General features: G+C 58.7%; 19 protein-coding genes. 16 read left to right on the plus strand and 3 right to left on the minus strand.

Annotated elements, in window-relative coordinates; translation table 11 throughout:
- The first annotated feature begins 32 nt into the window (after positions 1-32).
- The 12 genes from ffh to H7B67_RS21365 all read left to right on the plus strand — a co-directional run bounded on the left by ffh (position 33) and on the right by H7B67_RS21365 (position 9,333).
- Positions 33-1,415 carry a signal recognition particle protein gene (gene ffh, locus H7B67_RS21310; protein ID WP_185121883.1) on the plus strand — a complete coding sequence of 461 codons (1,383 nt, stop codon included), beginning with the start codon at positions 33-35 and terminating at the stop codon, positions 1,413-1,415.
- An 81-nt stretch (positions 1,416-1,496) separates the two neighbouring features.
- Complete coding sequence (gene rpsP / locus H7B67_RS21315) at positions 1,497-1,769, plus strand: 30S ribosomal protein S16 (protein WP_126959924.1); 273 nt, start codon at positions 1,497-1,499, stop codon at positions 1,767-1,769.
- A 25-nt stretch (positions 1,770-1,794) separates the two neighbouring features.
- On the plus strand, positions 1,795-2,028 hold the full coding sequence (locus H7B67_RS21320) for a KH domain-containing protein (RefSeq protein WP_136369499.1): 234 nt from the start codon (positions 1,795-1,797) through the stop codon (positions 2,026-2,028).
- Between the two features lie 56 nt (positions 2,029-2,084).
- Positions 2,085-2,630, plus strand: a complete 546-nt coding sequence (gene rimM, locus H7B67_RS21325) for a ribosome maturation factor RimM (RefSeq protein WP_185122305.1) — start codon at positions 2,085-2,087, stop codon at positions 2,628-2,630.
- Entirely contained in the window at positions 2,631-3,443 is an 813-nt protein-coding gene (trmD, locus tag H7B67_RS21330) for a tRNA (guanosine(37)-N1)-methyltransferase TrmD (RefSeq protein WP_185121884.1), read from the plus strand.
- A 204-nt stretch (positions 3,444-3,647) separates the two neighbouring features.
- Positions 3,648-3,989, plus strand: coding sequence for a 50S ribosomal protein L19 (gene rplS / locus H7B67_RS21335; RefSeq protein WP_126959920.1), 342 nt, complete (start codon positions 3,648-3,650; stop codon positions 3,987-3,989).
- A 116-nt stretch (positions 3,990-4,105) separates the two neighbouring features.
- Complete coding sequence (gene lepB, locus H7B67_RS21340) at positions 4,106-4,825, plus strand: signal peptidase I (protein WP_185121885.1); 720 nt, start codon at positions 4,106-4,108, stop codon at positions 4,823-4,825.
- 54 nt (positions 4,826-4,879) lie between these two features.
- Entirely contained in the window at positions 4,880-5,746 is an 867-nt protein-coding gene (gene ylqF, locus H7B67_RS21345; protein ID WP_185121886.1) for a ribosome biogenesis GTPase YlqF, read from the plus strand.
- A 222-nt stretch (positions 5,747-5,968) separates the two neighbouring features.
- A complete protein-coding gene (locus H7B67_RS21350) occupies positions 5,969-6,670 on the plus strand; it encodes a ribonuclease HII (protein ID WP_185121887.1) in 702 nt (233 codons plus the stop codon).
- 58 nt (positions 6,671-6,728) lie between these two features.
- Complete coding sequence (locus tag H7B67_RS21355) at positions 6,729-8,582, plus strand: hypothetical protein (RefSeq protein WP_185121888.1); 1,854 nt, start codon at positions 6,729-6,731, stop codon at positions 8,580-8,582.
- Positions 8,579-8,917 (plus strand): EscU/YscU/HrcU family type III secretion system export apparatus switch protein, encoded by a 339-nt coding sequence (locus H7B67_RS21360; protein WP_185121889.1) that lies wholly within the window; start codon positions 8,579-8,581, stop codon positions 8,915-8,917. The genes H7B67_RS21355 and H7B67_RS21360 overlap by 4 nt, the downstream gene beginning before the upstream one ends.
- Before the next feature lie 14 nt (positions 8,918-8,931).
- Positions 8,932-9,333 (plus strand): YraN family protein, encoded by a 402-nt coding sequence (locus tag H7B67_RS21365; protein WP_185121890.1) that lies wholly within the window; start codon positions 8,932-8,934, stop codon positions 9,331-9,333.
- A gap of 96 nt (positions 9,334-9,429) precedes the next feature.
- Here H7B67_RS21365 and H7B67_RS21370 read toward each other — a convergent pair whose 3' ends face one another.
- The 3 genes from H7B67_RS21370 to H7B67_RS21380 form a co-directional block, all read right to left on the minus strand.
- Positions 9,430-10,182, minus strand: a complete 753-nt coding sequence (locus H7B67_RS21370) for a stalk domain-containing protein (RefSeq protein WP_185121891.1) — start codon at positions 10,180-10,182, stop codon at positions 9,430-9,432.
- Positions 10,183-10,254: 72 nt separating this feature from the next.
- Positions 10,255-11,802: a YifB family Mg chelatase-like AAA ATPase gene (locus tag H7B67_RS21375; protein ID WP_185121892.1), complete on the minus strand. Its 1,548-nt coding sequence runs from the start codon at positions 11,800-11,802 to the stop codon at positions 10,255-10,257.
- A 121-nt stretch (positions 11,803-11,923) separates the two neighbouring features.
- Positions 11,924-12,307 carry a PH domain-containing protein gene (locus tag H7B67_RS21380; RefSeq protein WP_185121893.1) on the minus strand — a complete coding sequence of 128 codons (384 nt, stop codon included), beginning with the start codon at positions 12,305-12,307 and terminating at the stop codon, positions 11,924-11,926.
- 175 nt (positions 12,308-12,482) lie between these two features.
- Between H7B67_RS21380 and H7B67_RS21385 the strand changes: the two genes are divergently transcribed.
- From H7B67_RS21385 to dprA, 4 genes are all read left to right on the plus strand, one after another.
- Positions 12,483-12,680: a hypothetical protein gene (locus H7B67_RS21385; RefSeq protein ID WP_185121894.1), complete on the plus strand. Its 198-nt coding sequence runs from the start codon at positions 12,483-12,485 to the stop codon at positions 12,678-12,680.
- Positions 12,681-12,991: 311 nt separating this feature from the next.
- Entirely contained in the window at positions 12,992-14,152 is a 1,161-nt protein-coding gene (sucC, locus tag H7B67_RS21390) for an ADP-forming succinate--CoA ligase subunit beta (protein ID WP_185121895.1), read from the plus strand.
- Positions 14,153-14,179: 27 nt separating this feature from the next.
- Positions 14,180-15,106, plus strand: coding sequence for a succinate--CoA ligase subunit alpha (gene sucD / locus H7B67_RS21395; protein WP_185121896.1), 927 nt, complete (start codon positions 14,180-14,182; stop codon positions 15,104-15,106).
- 112 nt (positions 15,107-15,218) lie between these two features.
- The gene (dprA, locus tag H7B67_RS21400; RefSeq protein WP_185121897.1) at positions 15,219-16,346 is read left to right on the plus strand and encodes a DNA-processing protein DprA; all 1,128 of its coding nucleotides are present in this window, start codon (positions 15,219-15,221) and stop codon (positions 16,344-16,346) included.
- The last annotated feature ends 389 nt before the right edge of the window (positions 16,347-16,735 follow it).

Here is a 16,735-nt window from a genome sequence, read left to right on the forward strand (position 1 = left end):
TGAAGAATACGAACGGAAGGAGGGGATGGGCCATGGCATTCGAAGGATTGACGACTAGGCTTCAGAACGTGTTCGGCAAGCTGAGAGGCAAGGGCAAGCTGAGCGAGGACGACGTCAATGAGGCGATGCGGGAGGTTCGGCTGGCTCTGCTCGAGGCGGACGTCAACTTCAAGGTCGTAAAGGATTTCATCGCCAAGGTCAAGGAGAAGGCCGTCGGCGCCGAAGTGGAGAAGAGCTTCACGCCGGGCATGGTCGTCGTCGACATCGTTCACAAGGAATTGATCGAACTGATGGGCGGCACCCAGTCCAAGCTCGCGAAGTCGAACAAGCCTCCGACCATCGTTCTGATGGCCGGTCTGCAAGGGGCCGGCAAGACGACTCTGACAGGCAAGCTCGCGAAGCTGCTGCAATCCCAGAATCACAAGCCGCTCCTGATCGCGGGCGATATTTACCGTCCGGCCGCCATCAAGCAGCTCGAGGTGCTGGGCGGACAGATCGGCGTTCCGGTGTTCACTCTCGGCGACAAGATCAGCCCGGTCGAGATCGCGAAGCAGGGCGTCCAGCTCGCCAAGGAGCAAGGCAACGACTACGTGCTGATCGATACCGCGGGCCGGCTGCAGATCGACGAGGCGCTGATGGAAGAGATCAAGCAGATTCATGCGGCGGTGAAGCCGGACGAGGTTCTGCTCGTCGTCGACGCGATGACCGGCCAAGAAGCCGTCAACGTGGCGAAGAGCTTCCATGAGCAGCTCGAGCTGACGGGCGTCGTGCTGACCAAGCTCGACGGCGATACCCGCGGCGGCGCGGCTCTCTCGGTCAAGGCGGTCACCGGCTGTCCGATCAAGTTCGCCTCCACGGGCGAGAAGATCGACCAGCTCGAAGCGTTCCACCCGGACCGGATGGCGTCGCGGATTCTCGGCATGGGCGACATGCTCTCCCTGATCGAGAAGGCGCAGACGAACATCGACGCCGAGAAGGCGAAGGATCTCGAGCGCAAGATGCGCAACGCCGAATTCACCTTCGACGACTTCCTCGAGCAGATGGAGCAGGTTCGCAAGCTCGGGCCGCTCGACCAGCTGCTCGACATGATGCCCGGCATGAACAAGCTGAAGGCGAATCCGAACTTCAAGATCGACGAGAAGCAGGTCTCGCGCACCGAAGCGATCGTGAAGTCGATGACGAAGGCGGAGAAGCTGAAGCCGGACATCATCAACTACAGCCGACGCAAGCGGATCGCCGCCGGCAGCGGCACGAGCGTGGCGGACGTCAACAAGCTGATCCGCCAGTTCGAGGACATGAAGAAGATGATGAAGCAGTTCTCGGGCATGATGGGACCGAAGGGTCCGAAGGGCGGCATGAAGGCGCTCAAGGGTTTGATGGGCAAGGGCGGCAAAGGCATGAAATTCCCGTTCTAAACGAAGATTCCGGCACTTCGATCGCGGAGTCCGTATTTTCCCCCGATATCCCGATACTTTATCAAGGAGGTGAATATTCTAATGGCAGTTCGTATCCGTCTGAAACGTATGGGAGCTCACAAGGCCCCTTTCTATCGCGTGGTTGTATCCGACTCTCGTTCGCCGCGTGACGGCCGCTTCATCGAGGAGATCGGCATCTACAATCCGGTCGCTCAACCGGCTCAAGTCCAAATCGACGAAGAGAAGGCTTTGAAATGGCTGCAGAACGGCGCTCAAGCGTCCGACACGGTCCGCAATCTTCTTAGCAACGCTGGCGTACTGAAGAAGTTCCACGAGTCCAAAATCTCGAAGTAACGTCTCATTCCCGGAGGGCTGAGCCATGGAACAATTGATTCGGGTTATCGCCCGGGCATTGGTGGATCATCCGGACGACGTGCAGGTTAAGGTCAAGGAAGACGCGCGAGGCCTTGTGTACGAGCTTTCCGTCCATCCGGGCGATGTCGGCAAAGTCATCGGCAAGCAGGGGCGCATCGCGAAGGCGCTGCGCACGGTAGTCACTTCCGCCGCCGTGAAGGAGCGGAAGCGCGTCATCGTGGACATCGTATCAGAATAACGCAGGCGATGGGGTCGGGGGTGCCAATCGGCATGTCCGGCTCCTTTCTTATCCATATGAAGGAGGCTGTTTCCGTGGCGGAAGAGCGTTTGCTCAACGTTGGCAAGATCGTCAATACTCATGGCATCCGCGGCGAGGTGAAGGTATGGCCCCAGACCGACTTTCCGGATGTGCGCTTCCGCAACGGAAGCCGCTTGCTCGCATACCCGCCCGAAGGGACGGCGGGAAGCCCATTCGAGATCGAGGTGCAGAGCTCGCGCGAGCAGAACAACGTGTTTATCGTGAAGCTCAAGGGCTATGACAACATCAACCAGATCGAGAAATACAAAGGCTGGGAGCTCAAGGTGACGGACGCCGAGCGCGTGGAGCTCGAAGAAGGCGAATATTACTTCCGCGACATCATGGGCTGCGCCGTCGTTACGGAAGAGGGAGAGAGTCTCGGAACGATCACCGACATCCTCTCCCCGGGGGCGAACGACGTGTGGGTGGTTAAGCAAGCCAAGGGCAAGGAACTGCTGCTGCCCGTCATCGACGAGGTCGTGCTTAGCGTCGACGTGCCGGGCAAGGTAGTCAAGGTGCGGCTGATGGAAGGGTTGCTGTAAATGAGGGTGGACGTTCTGACGCTGTTCCCCGAGATGTTCGAAGGCGTATTCGGGAGCAGCATTCTGGGCAAGGCCAGGGAGAAAGGAATTGTCTCCTTGAATACGGTCAACTTCCGAAGCTATGCCAATAACAAGCACAATACGGTGGACGATACTCCCTATGGCGGTGGAGGCGGCATGGTTCTAAAACCGGAGCCGATCTTTGCCGCCGTGGAGGACGTGGAACGGCTGGCCGCCGAGGAATTCAACCGATCGGGGCAAGAGCCGGTCAAACCGCGCGTCATCCTCCTCTGTCCTCAGGGCGAGACGTTCACCCAGGCCAAAGCGCAGGAGCTGTCTTCCGAGCGGCACTTGATTTTTATTTGCGGCCACTACGAGGGCTATGACGAACGGATCCGGGAGCATCTCGTGACGGACGAGCTGTCCATCGGAGACTACGTGCTGACCGGAGGGGAGCTTCCGGCGATGGTCGCGATCGATTCGGTCGTCCGTTTGCTGCCGGGGGTGCTCGGCAACGAGCAGTCCGCCGTCCTGGATTCGTTCAGCGACGGCTTGCTGGAATATCCGCATTATACCCGCCCTCCCGAGTTCCGGGACTGGAAGGTGCCGGACGTTCTTCTCTCCGGACATCACGCGGAGATCGACAAGTGGCGTCGTCTCCAATCGCTGGAACGAACGCTGGTCAGACGTCCCGATCTGCTGGAGAAAGCGGAGCTGACCGCGAAGGAACGGCAGTGGCTGCATGCCAGGCAGGAGCAGTTGAAGGAGCTCGCCCGGGCGAATTCGGAGGAGTCCGAAGGCGATTCATTCTAATTGACTATAAAGCATAAATGCAGGTTGATTTCCTATAGGCAATATGATAAAATTTCTACTGTTGTTTGTGCCGAACTGTCTATTCGTCCTTGAGGCGAAGGGCGGCAACGGTCGATAGTCGGACGGTCCTCTGCACGCCATGAGGCGAATCAAGGGATTCGCGGAGCGGGGTACGAACGTCTGTGATGAGAGGAGTTGAATGCAATGAATCTGATTCAATCCATTACGCAAGAGCAACTTCGCAAAGACATTCCCAGCTTCCGTCCCGGCGACACGCTGAAGGTACACGTGAAGGTCGTGGAAGGCTCCCGCGAGCGCGTACAGTTGTTCGAAGGCGTCGTTATCAAGCGTCGCGGCGGCGGAATCAGCGAAACGTTCACGGTTCGCAAGATTTCCTACGGCGTTGGCGTTGAGCGTGCTTTCCCGGTTCATTCCCCACGTATCGAGAAGATCGAAGTGGCTCGCCGCGGTAAAGTTCGCCGTGCGAAGCTGTATTACCTGCGCGGCCTGCGCGGCAAAGCAGCTCGTATCAAAGAAATTCGATAAGGATAGACAAAGGGAGGGCTTGGCGAAGTTCAAGTCCTCCTTTTTGCATTTTCCCCGGAGATCGCCTAGATCATCCGAAGCGGACTGTTGGACCAGGAGAGAGGCGAATAATCGACATGGATCAATCGAGAAATTGGAAAAACGAAGACGAGGACAATCTGGGACGTACAGAGCTCGGAGGCGAACCCATCAAGCAGGAATCCGTCGTGGCCGATGACTCCGCAGGACCGAACGAACCGCTCGGCTCGGGCCACAACCCGAAGAAGCCATCCAAGGCGGGAAGCGAAGCGAAGGAATGGATCAAAGCGCTCGTTATCGCGGGTATCCTGGTGTTCGTGATCCGTTGGCTGCTCGTATCGCCGTTCATCGTGGACGGGGAATCGATGGAGCCGAACTTCCAGAACCGGGAACGCATTATCGTCAACAAGATTCTGTACAAGATTCGGGATCCTAAGCCAGGCGAAGTGATCGTGTTCCACGTTCCGGAGGAGTCGCGCGATTTCATCAAGCGGGTCATCGCGGTGCCGGGCGATACGGTCAGGGTGGAAGGGGATACGGTTTACGTCAACGACAAACCGCTTGACGAGCCCTATCTGAAGAAAGCCATCGAAGCGGCGCATGCCGAAGGACATGACTACAACGACACGAACTTCCCGAACGCGCAGTTCCCGGAAGGCACCGTTCCGGAGAATACCTTGTTCGTGATGGGCGATAATCGTCCGAATAGCAAAGACAGCCGAATGATAGGATACATACCGATGGACCATGTGGTCGGTCGGGCCGAGCTGATCTTCTGGCCGGCGGCTGAAATCAAATACATCGGACGCGGATATTAAGAAGGAATGGCGCTTGCCGGATCCGAATCCGCGCGGTGTGCGGTGGGGTGTGGCATGACGATTCAATGGTTCCCCGGTCATATGACGCGGGCGAAACGCCAAATTCAAGACAAACTGAAGCTGATCGACGTGGTTCTCGAGCTGATCGACGCGAGGGTGCCTATCTCGAGCCGGAACCCGATGATCGACGAGATCGTCGGACCGAAGCCGAGGCTGATTCTCCTCAACAAGTCGGATTTGGCGGATCCGGCGCAGAACGCAAGGTGGCTCGACTGGTTTCGTTCCTTCGGACACGAGGTGCTCGCCATCGACGCGAATACCGGGACGGGCACGAAGGACATCTCCGGACGGGTAAAGGTGCTGCTTAAGGAGAAGATCGACCGTCAAATCGCCAAAGGAATGAAGCCTCGGCCTTCGAGAGCTCTCATCGTGGGAATTCCCAACGTCGGCAAGTCGACCTTGATCAACCGTCTGGCCGGCCGTACCGCGGCGATCACGGGCGACCGGCCCGGGGTCACGAAGGGGCAGCAGTGGATTCGCACCGGAGCGGACTTGGAGCTGCTCGATACGCCGGGCATCCTGTGGCCGAAGTTCGAGGATCCCGAGGTCGGATTCCGCTTGGCCGCTACGGGAGCCATCAAGGAAGAGATTCTGCACGTGGACGAGGTGGCCTGCTTCATTCTGCGGTGGCTGGCGGCGGAATACCGGGACACGCTCACGGAGCGATACGGGCTCTCCGATCTGCCCGCCGAGCTGCCGGATATCGCGTCCGCTGCCGAGGTACTTGAGCAGATAGGGCGCAAACGGGGCTGTCTCGCCGGCGGCGGGCACGTCGATTATACGAAAGCGGCGGGAGTTCTGCTGCGCGATCTAAGGTCGGGCAAGCTCGGGCGGATTACGCTCGAGGCTCCGATTATTTAAAGGTAGAAGGCTTCGGAAGGACTCCGGGCAGAGCGATCGGGCGACCGGTTCTCCTTGCTTCCGGAGTTTTTTTTGTTTTTGGCATCGTTTAAGAATAAGGGTTGCGTTAATGGCGCCTAATGTCGGAAAATGATACATAAACGAGAAACGGGAAGCTGAGGCGGTAGCGATCCAAAGCGAGCATGCGTGCGGCTAAAGGATCGTTGAGCATATCCGACGGTATTGGAAGCGCGGGAAGGGGCATTCGAAGTGGCAGCGGAAAAGAAGAAGCGAACGAAGGTCGAACCGGCAACGGCCGAGGCCGAACCGAATCGGTTGGAATTCGAGAGCGCTCTATGGGAGCAAGGAATAACGGCCGTGGCGGGGCTGGATGAGGTCGGACGCGGCTGTTTGTTCGGGGATGTCGTCGCGGCGGCGGTGATTTTGCCCCCTGGACTGATTCTCGAAGGGATTAACGACTCCAAGCAGTTAAGCGAGAAAAAACGAGAGCTGCTCTACGACATCATCCTCGAGAACGCGGTCTCTTGGTCCGTAGCGAGGGTGGATGCGGCCGCGATCGATCGAATCAACATCAGGCAGGCGTCGAGGCTGGCGATGAAGCAGGCGGTTGAGGGGCTGCGGACGGCTCCGGAGCATCTGCTGATCGACGCGGAGAGCGTCGATCTGAACCTCCCTCAGACGTCAATCATCAAGGGCGATGCCCGCAGCCAGACGATCGGGGCGGCCTCTATCGTGGCTAAGGTTACCCGAGACCGTCTGTGCAAGACGACTTGGGATCTTCTCTATCCGGGCTACGGAATCGCGGGCAACAAGGGATACGGCACGAAGGAGCATCGGGAAGCGCTGCTTCGGCTCGGGCCGACCCCGATGCATCGCATGAGCTTCCTGGAAGGAATTCTGGCGGAGCAGCAGACGTTGTTCTGAAAAGTCAGGCCTGAACTGCCGATACATACACTAACAGGATGAGGGGATGAGCGCTGCCATGAGCATGAACATAGGGAATCTAATGCGGGCCGTATTAGGCGACGGACAACCGACGGACGCGCGCGCCATGGAGCTGCGCATCGGCCAAATCGTAAGGGGAGTCCTCCTGGAGATGCTGGAAGACAACGAGGCGCTCATCCAAATCAACGGGGTGCAGGTTCGGGCCAAGCTCGATACGGAGGTGCCGCTCGGCCGCAGCACTCTTCTGCAGGTCTCGCAGGATTCGACCGCGGGAGCGATCGTGCTGAAGGCGCTCGCGGATCTGACGGCGGCCCCCGCGGACGAATCGCTCAAGGACGTCGCGAAGTCGTTCGGCCTGCCCGACCAGAAGTGGAGCTTCGAGCTGATGAGAGGGCTCAAGCGGGACGGGTATCCGATCGGGAAGGATACGGCGAATTGGTTTAAGCAGGCGGCCCAGGCCAAGCCGGCAGGGGAAGATATGCAGACCTGGATGAACGCGGCCGGAGTTGCCTATCGAAGAGGGCTGGAGCCGACGGAGACGACGATCGCGTCTTTGAAGACGACGCTTTACGGACCGCCTCTCTCCGAGCGGATGAATGAGCTGGAGACGCTTCTGGCCGACTATCTGGGGAAGGCGGACCCGGAAGGCAGAGAGACGGCGGCGAGCCCGGCTCAGGAGGCTGCAAGGAAGCTTCAACAGCTGCTCGCCCGGGGGCAGCAGCTGCTCAGCGAGGGGGCCAAACAGCTGGCGGAGGGAACTTCCGCCCGGGTTGAGGAGAACGAAGCGAAGCCTGTTCCCTCTCCCGCGTCTCTGCCGGGGAGCTTGGCTGCTTCCGAGGAGGACGGGCCGAGCGTAACGAAGCCGAACTTGGCTTCGGGCAGACCGGCCGGTTCGGCTGGCGGAGAGCCGGATACCGGAGCGAAAGCGTCCGGCCGCCTTCCCGGGGAAGCGGATATGTCCAAGCCGGAGGCCGCGCGGGGCGTTCCGGATCATCGCGGAGATGCGGCCAGGGCGTCGGCCGCTAAAGCCGGAGACGGCAGCGCGGCAACCGATCCGAACGCGGCTCGGGAACGCTTGGGCGGTGGCGCCGCAGGCCCGTCGGAGCCGGTTGCGGATTCGCGGCCCGGAGAGTTGGCGGAGACGAAGGCGGGAGCGCCGAGAGCCGGTTCGGACGGCGCCTGGCTGGGGCGGTTTATGGAGCTGCTCGGCGCCGGACACGAACGGCAAGCCGTGCAGCAGCTGCTCTCGAACGATGCGATCGCGAGACAGGCGGCGGAAGGGGCGGGCAAGGCGTCCGACGATGCCGCTCAGGCCCCGATGGAATCGCTGAAGAGCGCGCTGCTTGCGTTGGCCTCCAGCGAAGACGCGCCGGCGACCCTCCGCGAGGCGGCGCAAGGGATGGCCCAGCAAATTACAGGTCAACAGCTTCTGCTCTCCGCGGAGCGGCAGAATACCGCGATGATGAGCCACCTGACGCTGTTCGTGCCGATCAAAGGCCAGAACGGGGATACGACGGCGACCATTCACGTTCAAACGCGACGGGGCCGCAAGGGAGAATTGGACTCGGACAACTGCCGATTGCTTTTCCAACTGAACATGAGTCATATCGGCGATACGCTCGTCGACGTCCAGGTCGTCGATAAAGCCGTTTCGCTGAGGGTGTTGAACGATCGTCCCTGGGTCGGGGAGCTGATCGATTCCGCTCGCGCCGAGGCGGCGAAGGGGCTTCAGGAAGCGGGTTATCAGCTGCTGTCGCTGAAGACGGCCGCCTTCCCGGTTCTGCCTCCCGGAGAGGCCGATAGCCCGGATAAGGGAGCAAGCTCCATGCGAGAGCAATCGACTGCCGCCTACGCGGCGAAGCCTTACAAGGGAGTGGACTACCGAGCATGAAGGACAACTCCGGCTTACCCGGCGAAGAGAACAAGGAGAAGCCGCTGCCTCCGCGCAAAGCGGTCGCCCTGAAATACAGTCCGGAGCAGGGAACGGCTCCGGTCGTCGTCGCCAAGGGACAAGGGGCCATAGCGGAAGAAATCGTCCGGAAGGCGAAGGAGAACGGAGTGCCGATACAGGAAGATACCTCGCTTGTGGAAGTGCTCTCCAAGCTCGATCTGCAGCAGGAGATTCCTCCCGAGCTGTATCGGCTGGTCGCCGAAATTCTCAGCTTTGTCTACCGGACGGACCGCAAGGCGGGACTTCGCTCCGGCGGGAACGATTTGCTTTCTTGAGGAGGAATGAGGGGATGGACAGTTCGTCTTCCAAACGCAGGCTGGCCCGACCCGACCTGAGGAAGGCAACGGGAAGAGCGGCGGAGGAAGCGGCCGCGCGGCATCTGGAACGGAGAGGCTACGGCATCGTGGCGCGGAATTGGCGATGCCGAACGGGCGAGCTCGATCTGATCGCCACCGACGGCGACGTTCTCGTGATCGCGGAGGTTCGTTCCCGCAGAGGAGGCGCTTCGCGATTCGGAACCGCCATCGAAGCCGTTACCCCTCGCAAATGCGCGCAGGTCAGAAGCACCGCCCAGGTCTATCTGGCTCAATCTCGGCGCGAGACGAACAAGGTGAGATTCGACGTTATCGCGATCACGTTTACTCCCGAAGGCGGAATCGAAGAGCTGAAGCATTTGGAAGGAGCTTTCTAGCTGGAAACGACATACTATGCCGGATTGAAAGAACAAACGGCCCCAAGATAGGCAAGCGTAAAAATCGCTTGTCCTGCTCTTCGGGCCGTTTATTATTTAAGGCTCTATCGTAATGTCGAGGGAAGCGACGAGGTGCTTGCGATCTCTTGCCTCTCCGACCGCAAACTGCGCATGGGCCGAAACGGTGTATGCTCCGGGCTCCAGCCGGCCAAGACGCTCCGCGGAATCGAAATAGGCGAGCGGATCCGCGATTTCGTTTTTCTCCACGTCGTAGGAGACCGCCAACGAGTCGGGAAAAACATACATGAAAGCGTCGTTCGTTTTCATTACCGTCGTTACTTCCATAAGCGTGACAAACTGACCGACCTGGAATCCGTCCGAATCCTTGATGGAGTAGGAAATGAGCAGACCGCCGTGTTTGACGATTGAACTCGATTCGCCGGTATATGTGAGTTCGCTCCAGATCGACAAGGGTTCGCCATACGAGTAAACCGATTTGTTCGAACGGATCGCGAGTTCGAAATCCCCGTCTTTCTCGATAACCGTCGCCTGGGATCGAAACTCTCCCGCATATTCCGTGTCGACGTGGATGGTTTTGGTGGCATTGTCATAGCCGACATGGGCGCCCGAAGACTCGCTTAGAAATCGCAAAGGGACATAGGTTCTGCCGTTATAGCTTAGAATCGGGAGGTCCTCGCTTGGCGATTTAAGAACGTTATTGAAGTAAATCTCAGCTCTCGATAACGACACCTGCAAGGATTCGGATGCATGAACGGTCGAAGCGAAGAGAAGAAAAACTGCGCTTGCGGAAAGCAACCCTTTCTTGAGCAGCGGTTTGCCGCGAAACATGGCCTGACCTCCTAGAGTAGAATGACAATCCTTCTACCCTTAGAACGCCATCGAAATCCATTTCGTTGCGGTTTATGAGCCTCCTCTATCCAGACAGCGGTATTGAATCGCTTCGGCGACATGCTCCTCCCGGACCGTGTCGGAGGATTCGAGATCGGCGATCGTGCGGGCCATCTTCAGGATTCGGTCGTGAGCGCGAAAGCTGAGTCCCATGCGTGCGTAGGTTGCGCTCAGGAGCTTCTCCGCCGCTCCGGATAGGGAAGCGTAATGGTGCAGATGGCGGCCGTGAAGCTCGCTGTTCCAGCGGATGCCAAGCCCGCGGTAACGATGAAGCTGTCTCTCGTAGGCGGCCTCTACGATGGCGCGGCCTTCGCCGGAAGTCATCCCTCCCCGGGCGCCGCCCGGCGAGGATTGTCTCGGCATCTCGACCTGCAGATCGATGCGGTCGGCGAGCGGCCCGGACATTCTTCCCCGGTAACGTGAGACGGCGTGGGAGGTGCAGACGCAGACGTTCTGGCCGGGGGCGGAGCTCGAATCCGCGCCGTAATACCCGCAAGGACAAGGGTTCATCGACGCCGCCAGCATGAAGCGTGCCGGAAAACGGGTCACGCCTCGGGCGCGCCCGATCGTCACCTGCCTGTCCTCGAGAGGTTGGCGCAGCGCCTCGAGAGCCGTGCGGGGGAACTCGGGCATCTCGTCGAGAAACAGAACGCCGTGATGGGCGAGGGTGACCTCTCCCGGCTTCGGGACGGGGCCTCCTCCGATCAGGCCTGCGGCCGATACCGTATGGTGCGGGGATCGGAAAGGGCGCTCGCGAATAAGCCCTCGGCGCTCTCCTTGAAGCTTGCCGCTGACGCTGTAGATCTTCGTGACGGCGAGGGCTTCGTCGTCGTCGAGCTGCGGCAGCAACGTGGGGAGACGGCGGCAGAGCATGGTCTTGCCGGTTCCCGGAGGTCCGACGAACAAGATATTGTGCATTCCGGCGGCGGCGATCAGCAGGGCGCGCTTGCCGTGCTGCTGGCCGATGACGTCCGCCAGATCGGGCTCCGCCTGTTCGGGTAATTCAGAAGCCGCCCTTAGATCTTCTGACGGTTCGGCCGAGCGAGTAGCCGCGCGCTCCCCTCCGATGATCCATTCGCCAAGCGATCCGATCCCTCTCACGCGAATCCCTTCGATCAACGACGCTTTCGCAACGCAGGAGAGCGGCACGAACACCTGCGGGAGGCCTTCGTTCCTCGCCCTCTCGACCATCGGCAGCACTCCGGGAACGGCTTTGACTTCCCCGTTCAGGGACAGCTCGCCGATCAGCAGCGAGCCTTCGAGCATCTCGGCGGGCAGCTGGCCGCTCGCGCCGAGAATGCCGGCCGCGATCGCCAGGTCGAAGGCGCTGCCTTCCTTGCGCATGTCGGCGGGGGCTAGATTGACCGTGATGCGGTCAAGCGGAAACTTCATGCCCCCGTTCTGAATGGCCGCGCGAACTCGCTCCACCGACTCCCGGATGGCCGGATCCGGGAGTCCGACCACGCTCACCTGAGGCAAGCCGCTCGAAATATCGACCTCCACCTCGATCAGTCGTCCCTCGACTCCGACGACGGTTGCGCTTAGCATTTTGACATACATGACAAAGAAACACCCTCCTCCAAGTTAGGTCGGAGAAAGGTGCTTCCTTTCCGCACTGTTCCATATATTAGCATTCTAATGCCGAATGGAACGGGCTGTCAATCGTCGGATAAGCGGATTGCTAATGGGCGTTAACGATATAGTCGGAGAGAACCTTCTGCAGCTCGTAAATATTAAGGGATTTATTGAATTGCTTGACCACCGGGGCGGGATTGCCGGAAATCCAAAATTTCAATTCGGCGTCGAGGTCGAAGCGGCCGGCCGTTTCGATGCTGAAATGAGTGATGCTCTTATAAGGATACGAATGGTATTCGACTTTCTTCCCCGTGAGCCCTTGGCGATCGACAAGGATCAGCCGTTTATTCGTGAATACGAACATATCCCGAACGAGCTTATAGGCCTTCTCGATCCGTTCTTTTTCCCCGATAATCCTGGAAAACTCCGCTGTTGCTTCCTCGATTTTCACTTCCGATGCATTCCCTATCAGCCCATCTAAAAATCCCATGTGCTCCCGCCTCGAACGTTCTCCTCATCGGCTGAGGGATTGGCGTTTTACAAGACCTATTACACGATACGTGCTTCTTCCGGAGATATGAGGAAAATTTGCATTGTGTCTTGATAAGAACATATATTCCCATTAAAATAAAAGAACAAATGTTCGCGATTAGGGGATGAAAGGGATGTCCATCGAGAATTACGTCGGTCGCAGGGTAGAGGTCATTTATCTCAATTCCAAAGGCCGGCTTAACCGGAGAGTCGTAAGCGTCCTGACCGTTACGAAGAAATCGGTTTATGTCTTTGATTGGGGGAAGCAAGCGTATCGAACGCTTAGCCTGCAGCTGGTTCTGGCGATCATGCCGGACGCGAGCGCGTCTTGAAGCCTCTCCGGATTCAAAGCTATTGAAGGGATACGGTCGTCCGATTTCCGCTGCGGGTTCATAGGGAACGGTGTCGTACGGCGGTAAAGCCAGCCGATGGTTAGTTTTCTTCGTATTGGAGAATCTATTATCGTTTAAGGGGTTATCCATCGCATTCTGATATGAAACCATTGCCGATTGGGACTAATAAAAAGATGAAAAATGGAGGAAGACGGACTGAAAAGGTGTTACAATAGTTAAGGTTTCGGTACATGCAATAGTTAGTACCCAGAGATTCTTCAGATGCGTGCAAAACGGGAGGATGCTAGGCCATGAATATTCATGAGTATCAAGGCAAGGCAGTCTTGAGACAGTACGGCGTCACCGTGCCGAACGGCAAGGTCGCTTTCTCTGTCGAAGAAGCTGTAAGCGCGGCTCAAGAGCTCGGCACGCCTGTCGTTGTCGTCAAAGCTCAGATCCATGCGGGCGGACGCGGCAAGGCTGGCGGTGTCAAGGTCGCCAAGGGCTTGGACGAAGTCAAGCAATATGCGGAACAAATTCTCGGCAAGGTTCTGGTCACTCACCAGACCGGTCCGGAAGGCAAGGAAGTCAAGCGCCTTCTTATCGAAGAAGGCTGCGACATCAAGAAGGAATATTACATCGGTCTGGTCGTTGACCGCGGAACGGGCCGCGTCGTCCTGATGGGGTCCGAAGAAGGCGGCACGGAGATCGAAGAAGTTGCGGCACACTCTCCGGAGAAGATCATCAAGGAAGTCGTCGATCCGGCCGTCGGCCTGACGACGTTCCAAGCGCGCCGCTTGGCGTACGCGATCAACATCCCGAACGAGCTGATCAACAAGGCGGTTAAGTTCATCCTGTCCCTGTATGCGGCATTCGTGGACAAGGACTGCTCGATCGCGGAGATCAATCCGCTGGTCGTTACCGGCGGCGGCGACATCATCGCCCTCGACGCGAAGCTGAACTTCGACTCCAACGCGCTGTTCCGTCACAAGGACATCGTCGAGCTGCGCGACCTGGACGAAGAAGACGAGAAGGAAATCCAAGCTTCCAAATTCGATCTGTCCTACATCGCACTCGACGGCAACATCGGCTGCATGGTTAACGGCGCCGGCCTCGCGATGGCTACGATGGACATTATCAAATATTACGGCGGCGAGCCGGCCAACTTCCTGGACGTAGGCGGCGGCGCAACCAAAGAGAAAGTCACCGAAGCGTTCAAGATCATTCTCAGCGACGCGAATGTCAAGGGAATCTTCGTCAACATCTTCGGCGGCATCATGAAATGCGACATCATCGCCGAAGGCGTCGTGGCGGCCGCTCGCGAGCTTGGCTTGGACAAGCCGCTCGTCGTTCGTCTGGAAGGCACGAACGTCAATCTCGGCAAAGAAATCTTGAACAATTCCGGGCTGAACATCGTGGCCGCGGATTCGATGGCTGACGGCGCGCAGAAGATCGTTGCGCTCGTGAAATAGGGAGAACCAACCGGGGAGTGTGAAGTCATGAGTATCTTGATCGATAAGAACACCAAGGTGATCACCCAAGGCATCACAGGCGCAACGGGCGCGTTCCACGCCAAGGGTGCTCTGGATTACGGCACGCAGATGGTCGGCGGCGTTACGCCGGGCAAGGGCGGCCAAACGATCGATTTCGACCTGGAGAACGGCACGAAGGTAACCCTGCCGATCTTCAACACGGTTAAAGAAGCGGTAGCGGCTACGGGCGCGACGGCTTCCGTTATCTATGTCGCTCCTCCGTTCGCGGCGGATTCGATCATGGAAGCGGTAGACGCCGAGCTGGACCTCGTCATCTGCATCACGGAAGGCATTCCGGTGCTCGACATGGTCAAGGTTAAGCGCTACATGGAAGGCAAGAAGACCCGCCTGATCGGACCGAACTGCCCGGGCGTCATTACGCCCGAGGAGATCAAGATCGGCATCATGCCGGGCTACATCCATAAGAAGGGCCACGTAGGCGTCGTTTCCCGTTCGGGAACGCTGACGTACGAAGCGGTTCATCAATTGACGTCCCGCGGCATCGGCCAATCGTCCGCGGTCGGCATCGGCGGCGACCCTGTCAAGGGCTCCGAGTTCATCGACATCCTGAACCTGTTCAACGAAGACCCTGACACTTATGCGGTCATTATGATCGGGGAAATCGGCGGAACGGCGGAAGAAGAAGCGGCGGAGTGGGTCAAGGCGAACATGAAGAAGCCGGTCGTCGGCTTCATCGGCGGCGCCACCGCGCCTCCAGGGAAGCGCATGGGCCATGCCGGCGCCATCATCTCGGGCGGCAAGGGTACGGCTGCGGAGAAGATCGCCAAGCTCGAAGAGTGCGGCATTCGCGTGTCCCCGACTCCTTCGGAGATGGGCGCGACGCTGGTGAGCGTTCTCGAAGAGCGCGGCCTGCTGGAAAAGTGCAAGAGCTAATCGTATAATTAGCCATATAGCTATCGGATAGGCAAGCAGCCTTCCGCCTTCCTCGAACGAGGAGCGCGGAGGGCTGTTTTGTTTTTGCGCCGCGATTAAGGAGGGGAACGGGATGGGGCAAGAATGGGACGTTAGCGAGCTGTTGGTCGGGATGCACGAGACGGAAGGGGTTGGTTGGATAACCATCCGGAGAATCGTGGCAAGCGGCGCTCTGGAAGGCGCGAATCGCCGACGGGAGAAGGATTGGATGGAGTTCGCCTTGTCGGCGAAGCAAGCGGCGAAATTGGCGGAGAGATTGTCGGACGAGAAGATCGAAAGGGCGATCGACAGCCGCCGCCGGGCAGGGATAAGCGTCCTAACGGCATTGGATCCGGATTATCCGGAGCTCCTTAAGCACATGGACACCCCTCCATGGGTGCTATACGGGATAGGGAGGCTGGAGCTGCTGGCAAGGCCGGCTCTCGCGATCGTCGGAACGCGAGTGGCGACGGCATACGGCAAACGCGTGGCGGAGGAACTGGCCGCCTCCTGCGCGGCGGAGGGGATTGCCGTCGTAAGCGGAATGGCTAGAGGCATCGATACGGCGGCCCATGCGGGAGCTATCGGCAAGGAGGGGTCGACGATCGCCGTGCTCGCTTCTCCCGTCGACAGCCCTTATCCGCCGGAGAACCGCGGGCTCTACCGGGAAATCGCGGAGCGCGGGCTTGTCTTATCGGAATCGCCCGCCGGAACGCCTTTAACCAAAGCGCATTTCTACCTTCGCAACCGGATCATCGCGGGTTTATGCCAGGGGGCGCTCGTGGTGGAAGCGGGCGAAGGGAGCGGCGCTTTGATCACGGCCCAGCATACTTTGAATTCCAATCGGGATCTCTATATCGTCCCGGGCCCTATCACGTCGCCTAGAAGTACGGGGGCGCTTAAGCTTCTCCGCGACGGGGCGAAGCCGGTCCTGGAGGCGGAGGATATTTTGTGCGATTACAGAAGAGCGCTCCGGGAGTGGCGGTCAAGCTCCGGTCCGGGCGAAGAACTTCCGGAGAGTCCCGGTTCTCCCGGTTCCCCGGAGGAACTAGAGGAAGAAGAGGCGTGCTTGTACGAAATACTGCTGGAAGAGCCTCGCACGATCGACGAATTGTCGGAGCTTAGCGGAATGGCCCGCGGCCAGCTCCACACGGTGCTGCTCCATCTCCAGATGAAGCGGCGCGTGCAGCAGCTTCCGGGTTCGATGTTCGCCGTTATATAGCTCGATGGATCCGCGGGTCCGGGTCAACCGGAATCGCGGTTTTTCACTTTCCGACGGTCTCGAACGGGCAAGGAAGCGAAGCTATATGGAAGCTATATTAATGAAGGAACAGGATGGAGAGGAGCTCGGGATTTGAGCTTATCCGGAACATCGTGTTATGATGAGCAACGAGAACTTGAACAGGCCATGGATCGCCCGCCGCGATCCATCTCATAGACTTGCTAGCGCCCGATCTTGAGGATAAGATAATGGCGATGTTTGCGTTCAAGCGATTTTATGAGTATCCTTACAGATAAAGCGCAAATTTTCACCAGCCCTATCGGTTTGTATATACTGTCCTGAAACAGGCCGTTCCCTCCATGCGAACGGGCTGAGGATAAAGGACTTGT

This window comes from Cohnella thailandensis, from assembly GCF_014212135.1.
GTDB lineage: Bacteria > Bacillota > Bacilli > Paenibacillales > Paenibacillaceae > Cohnella > Cohnella thailandensis.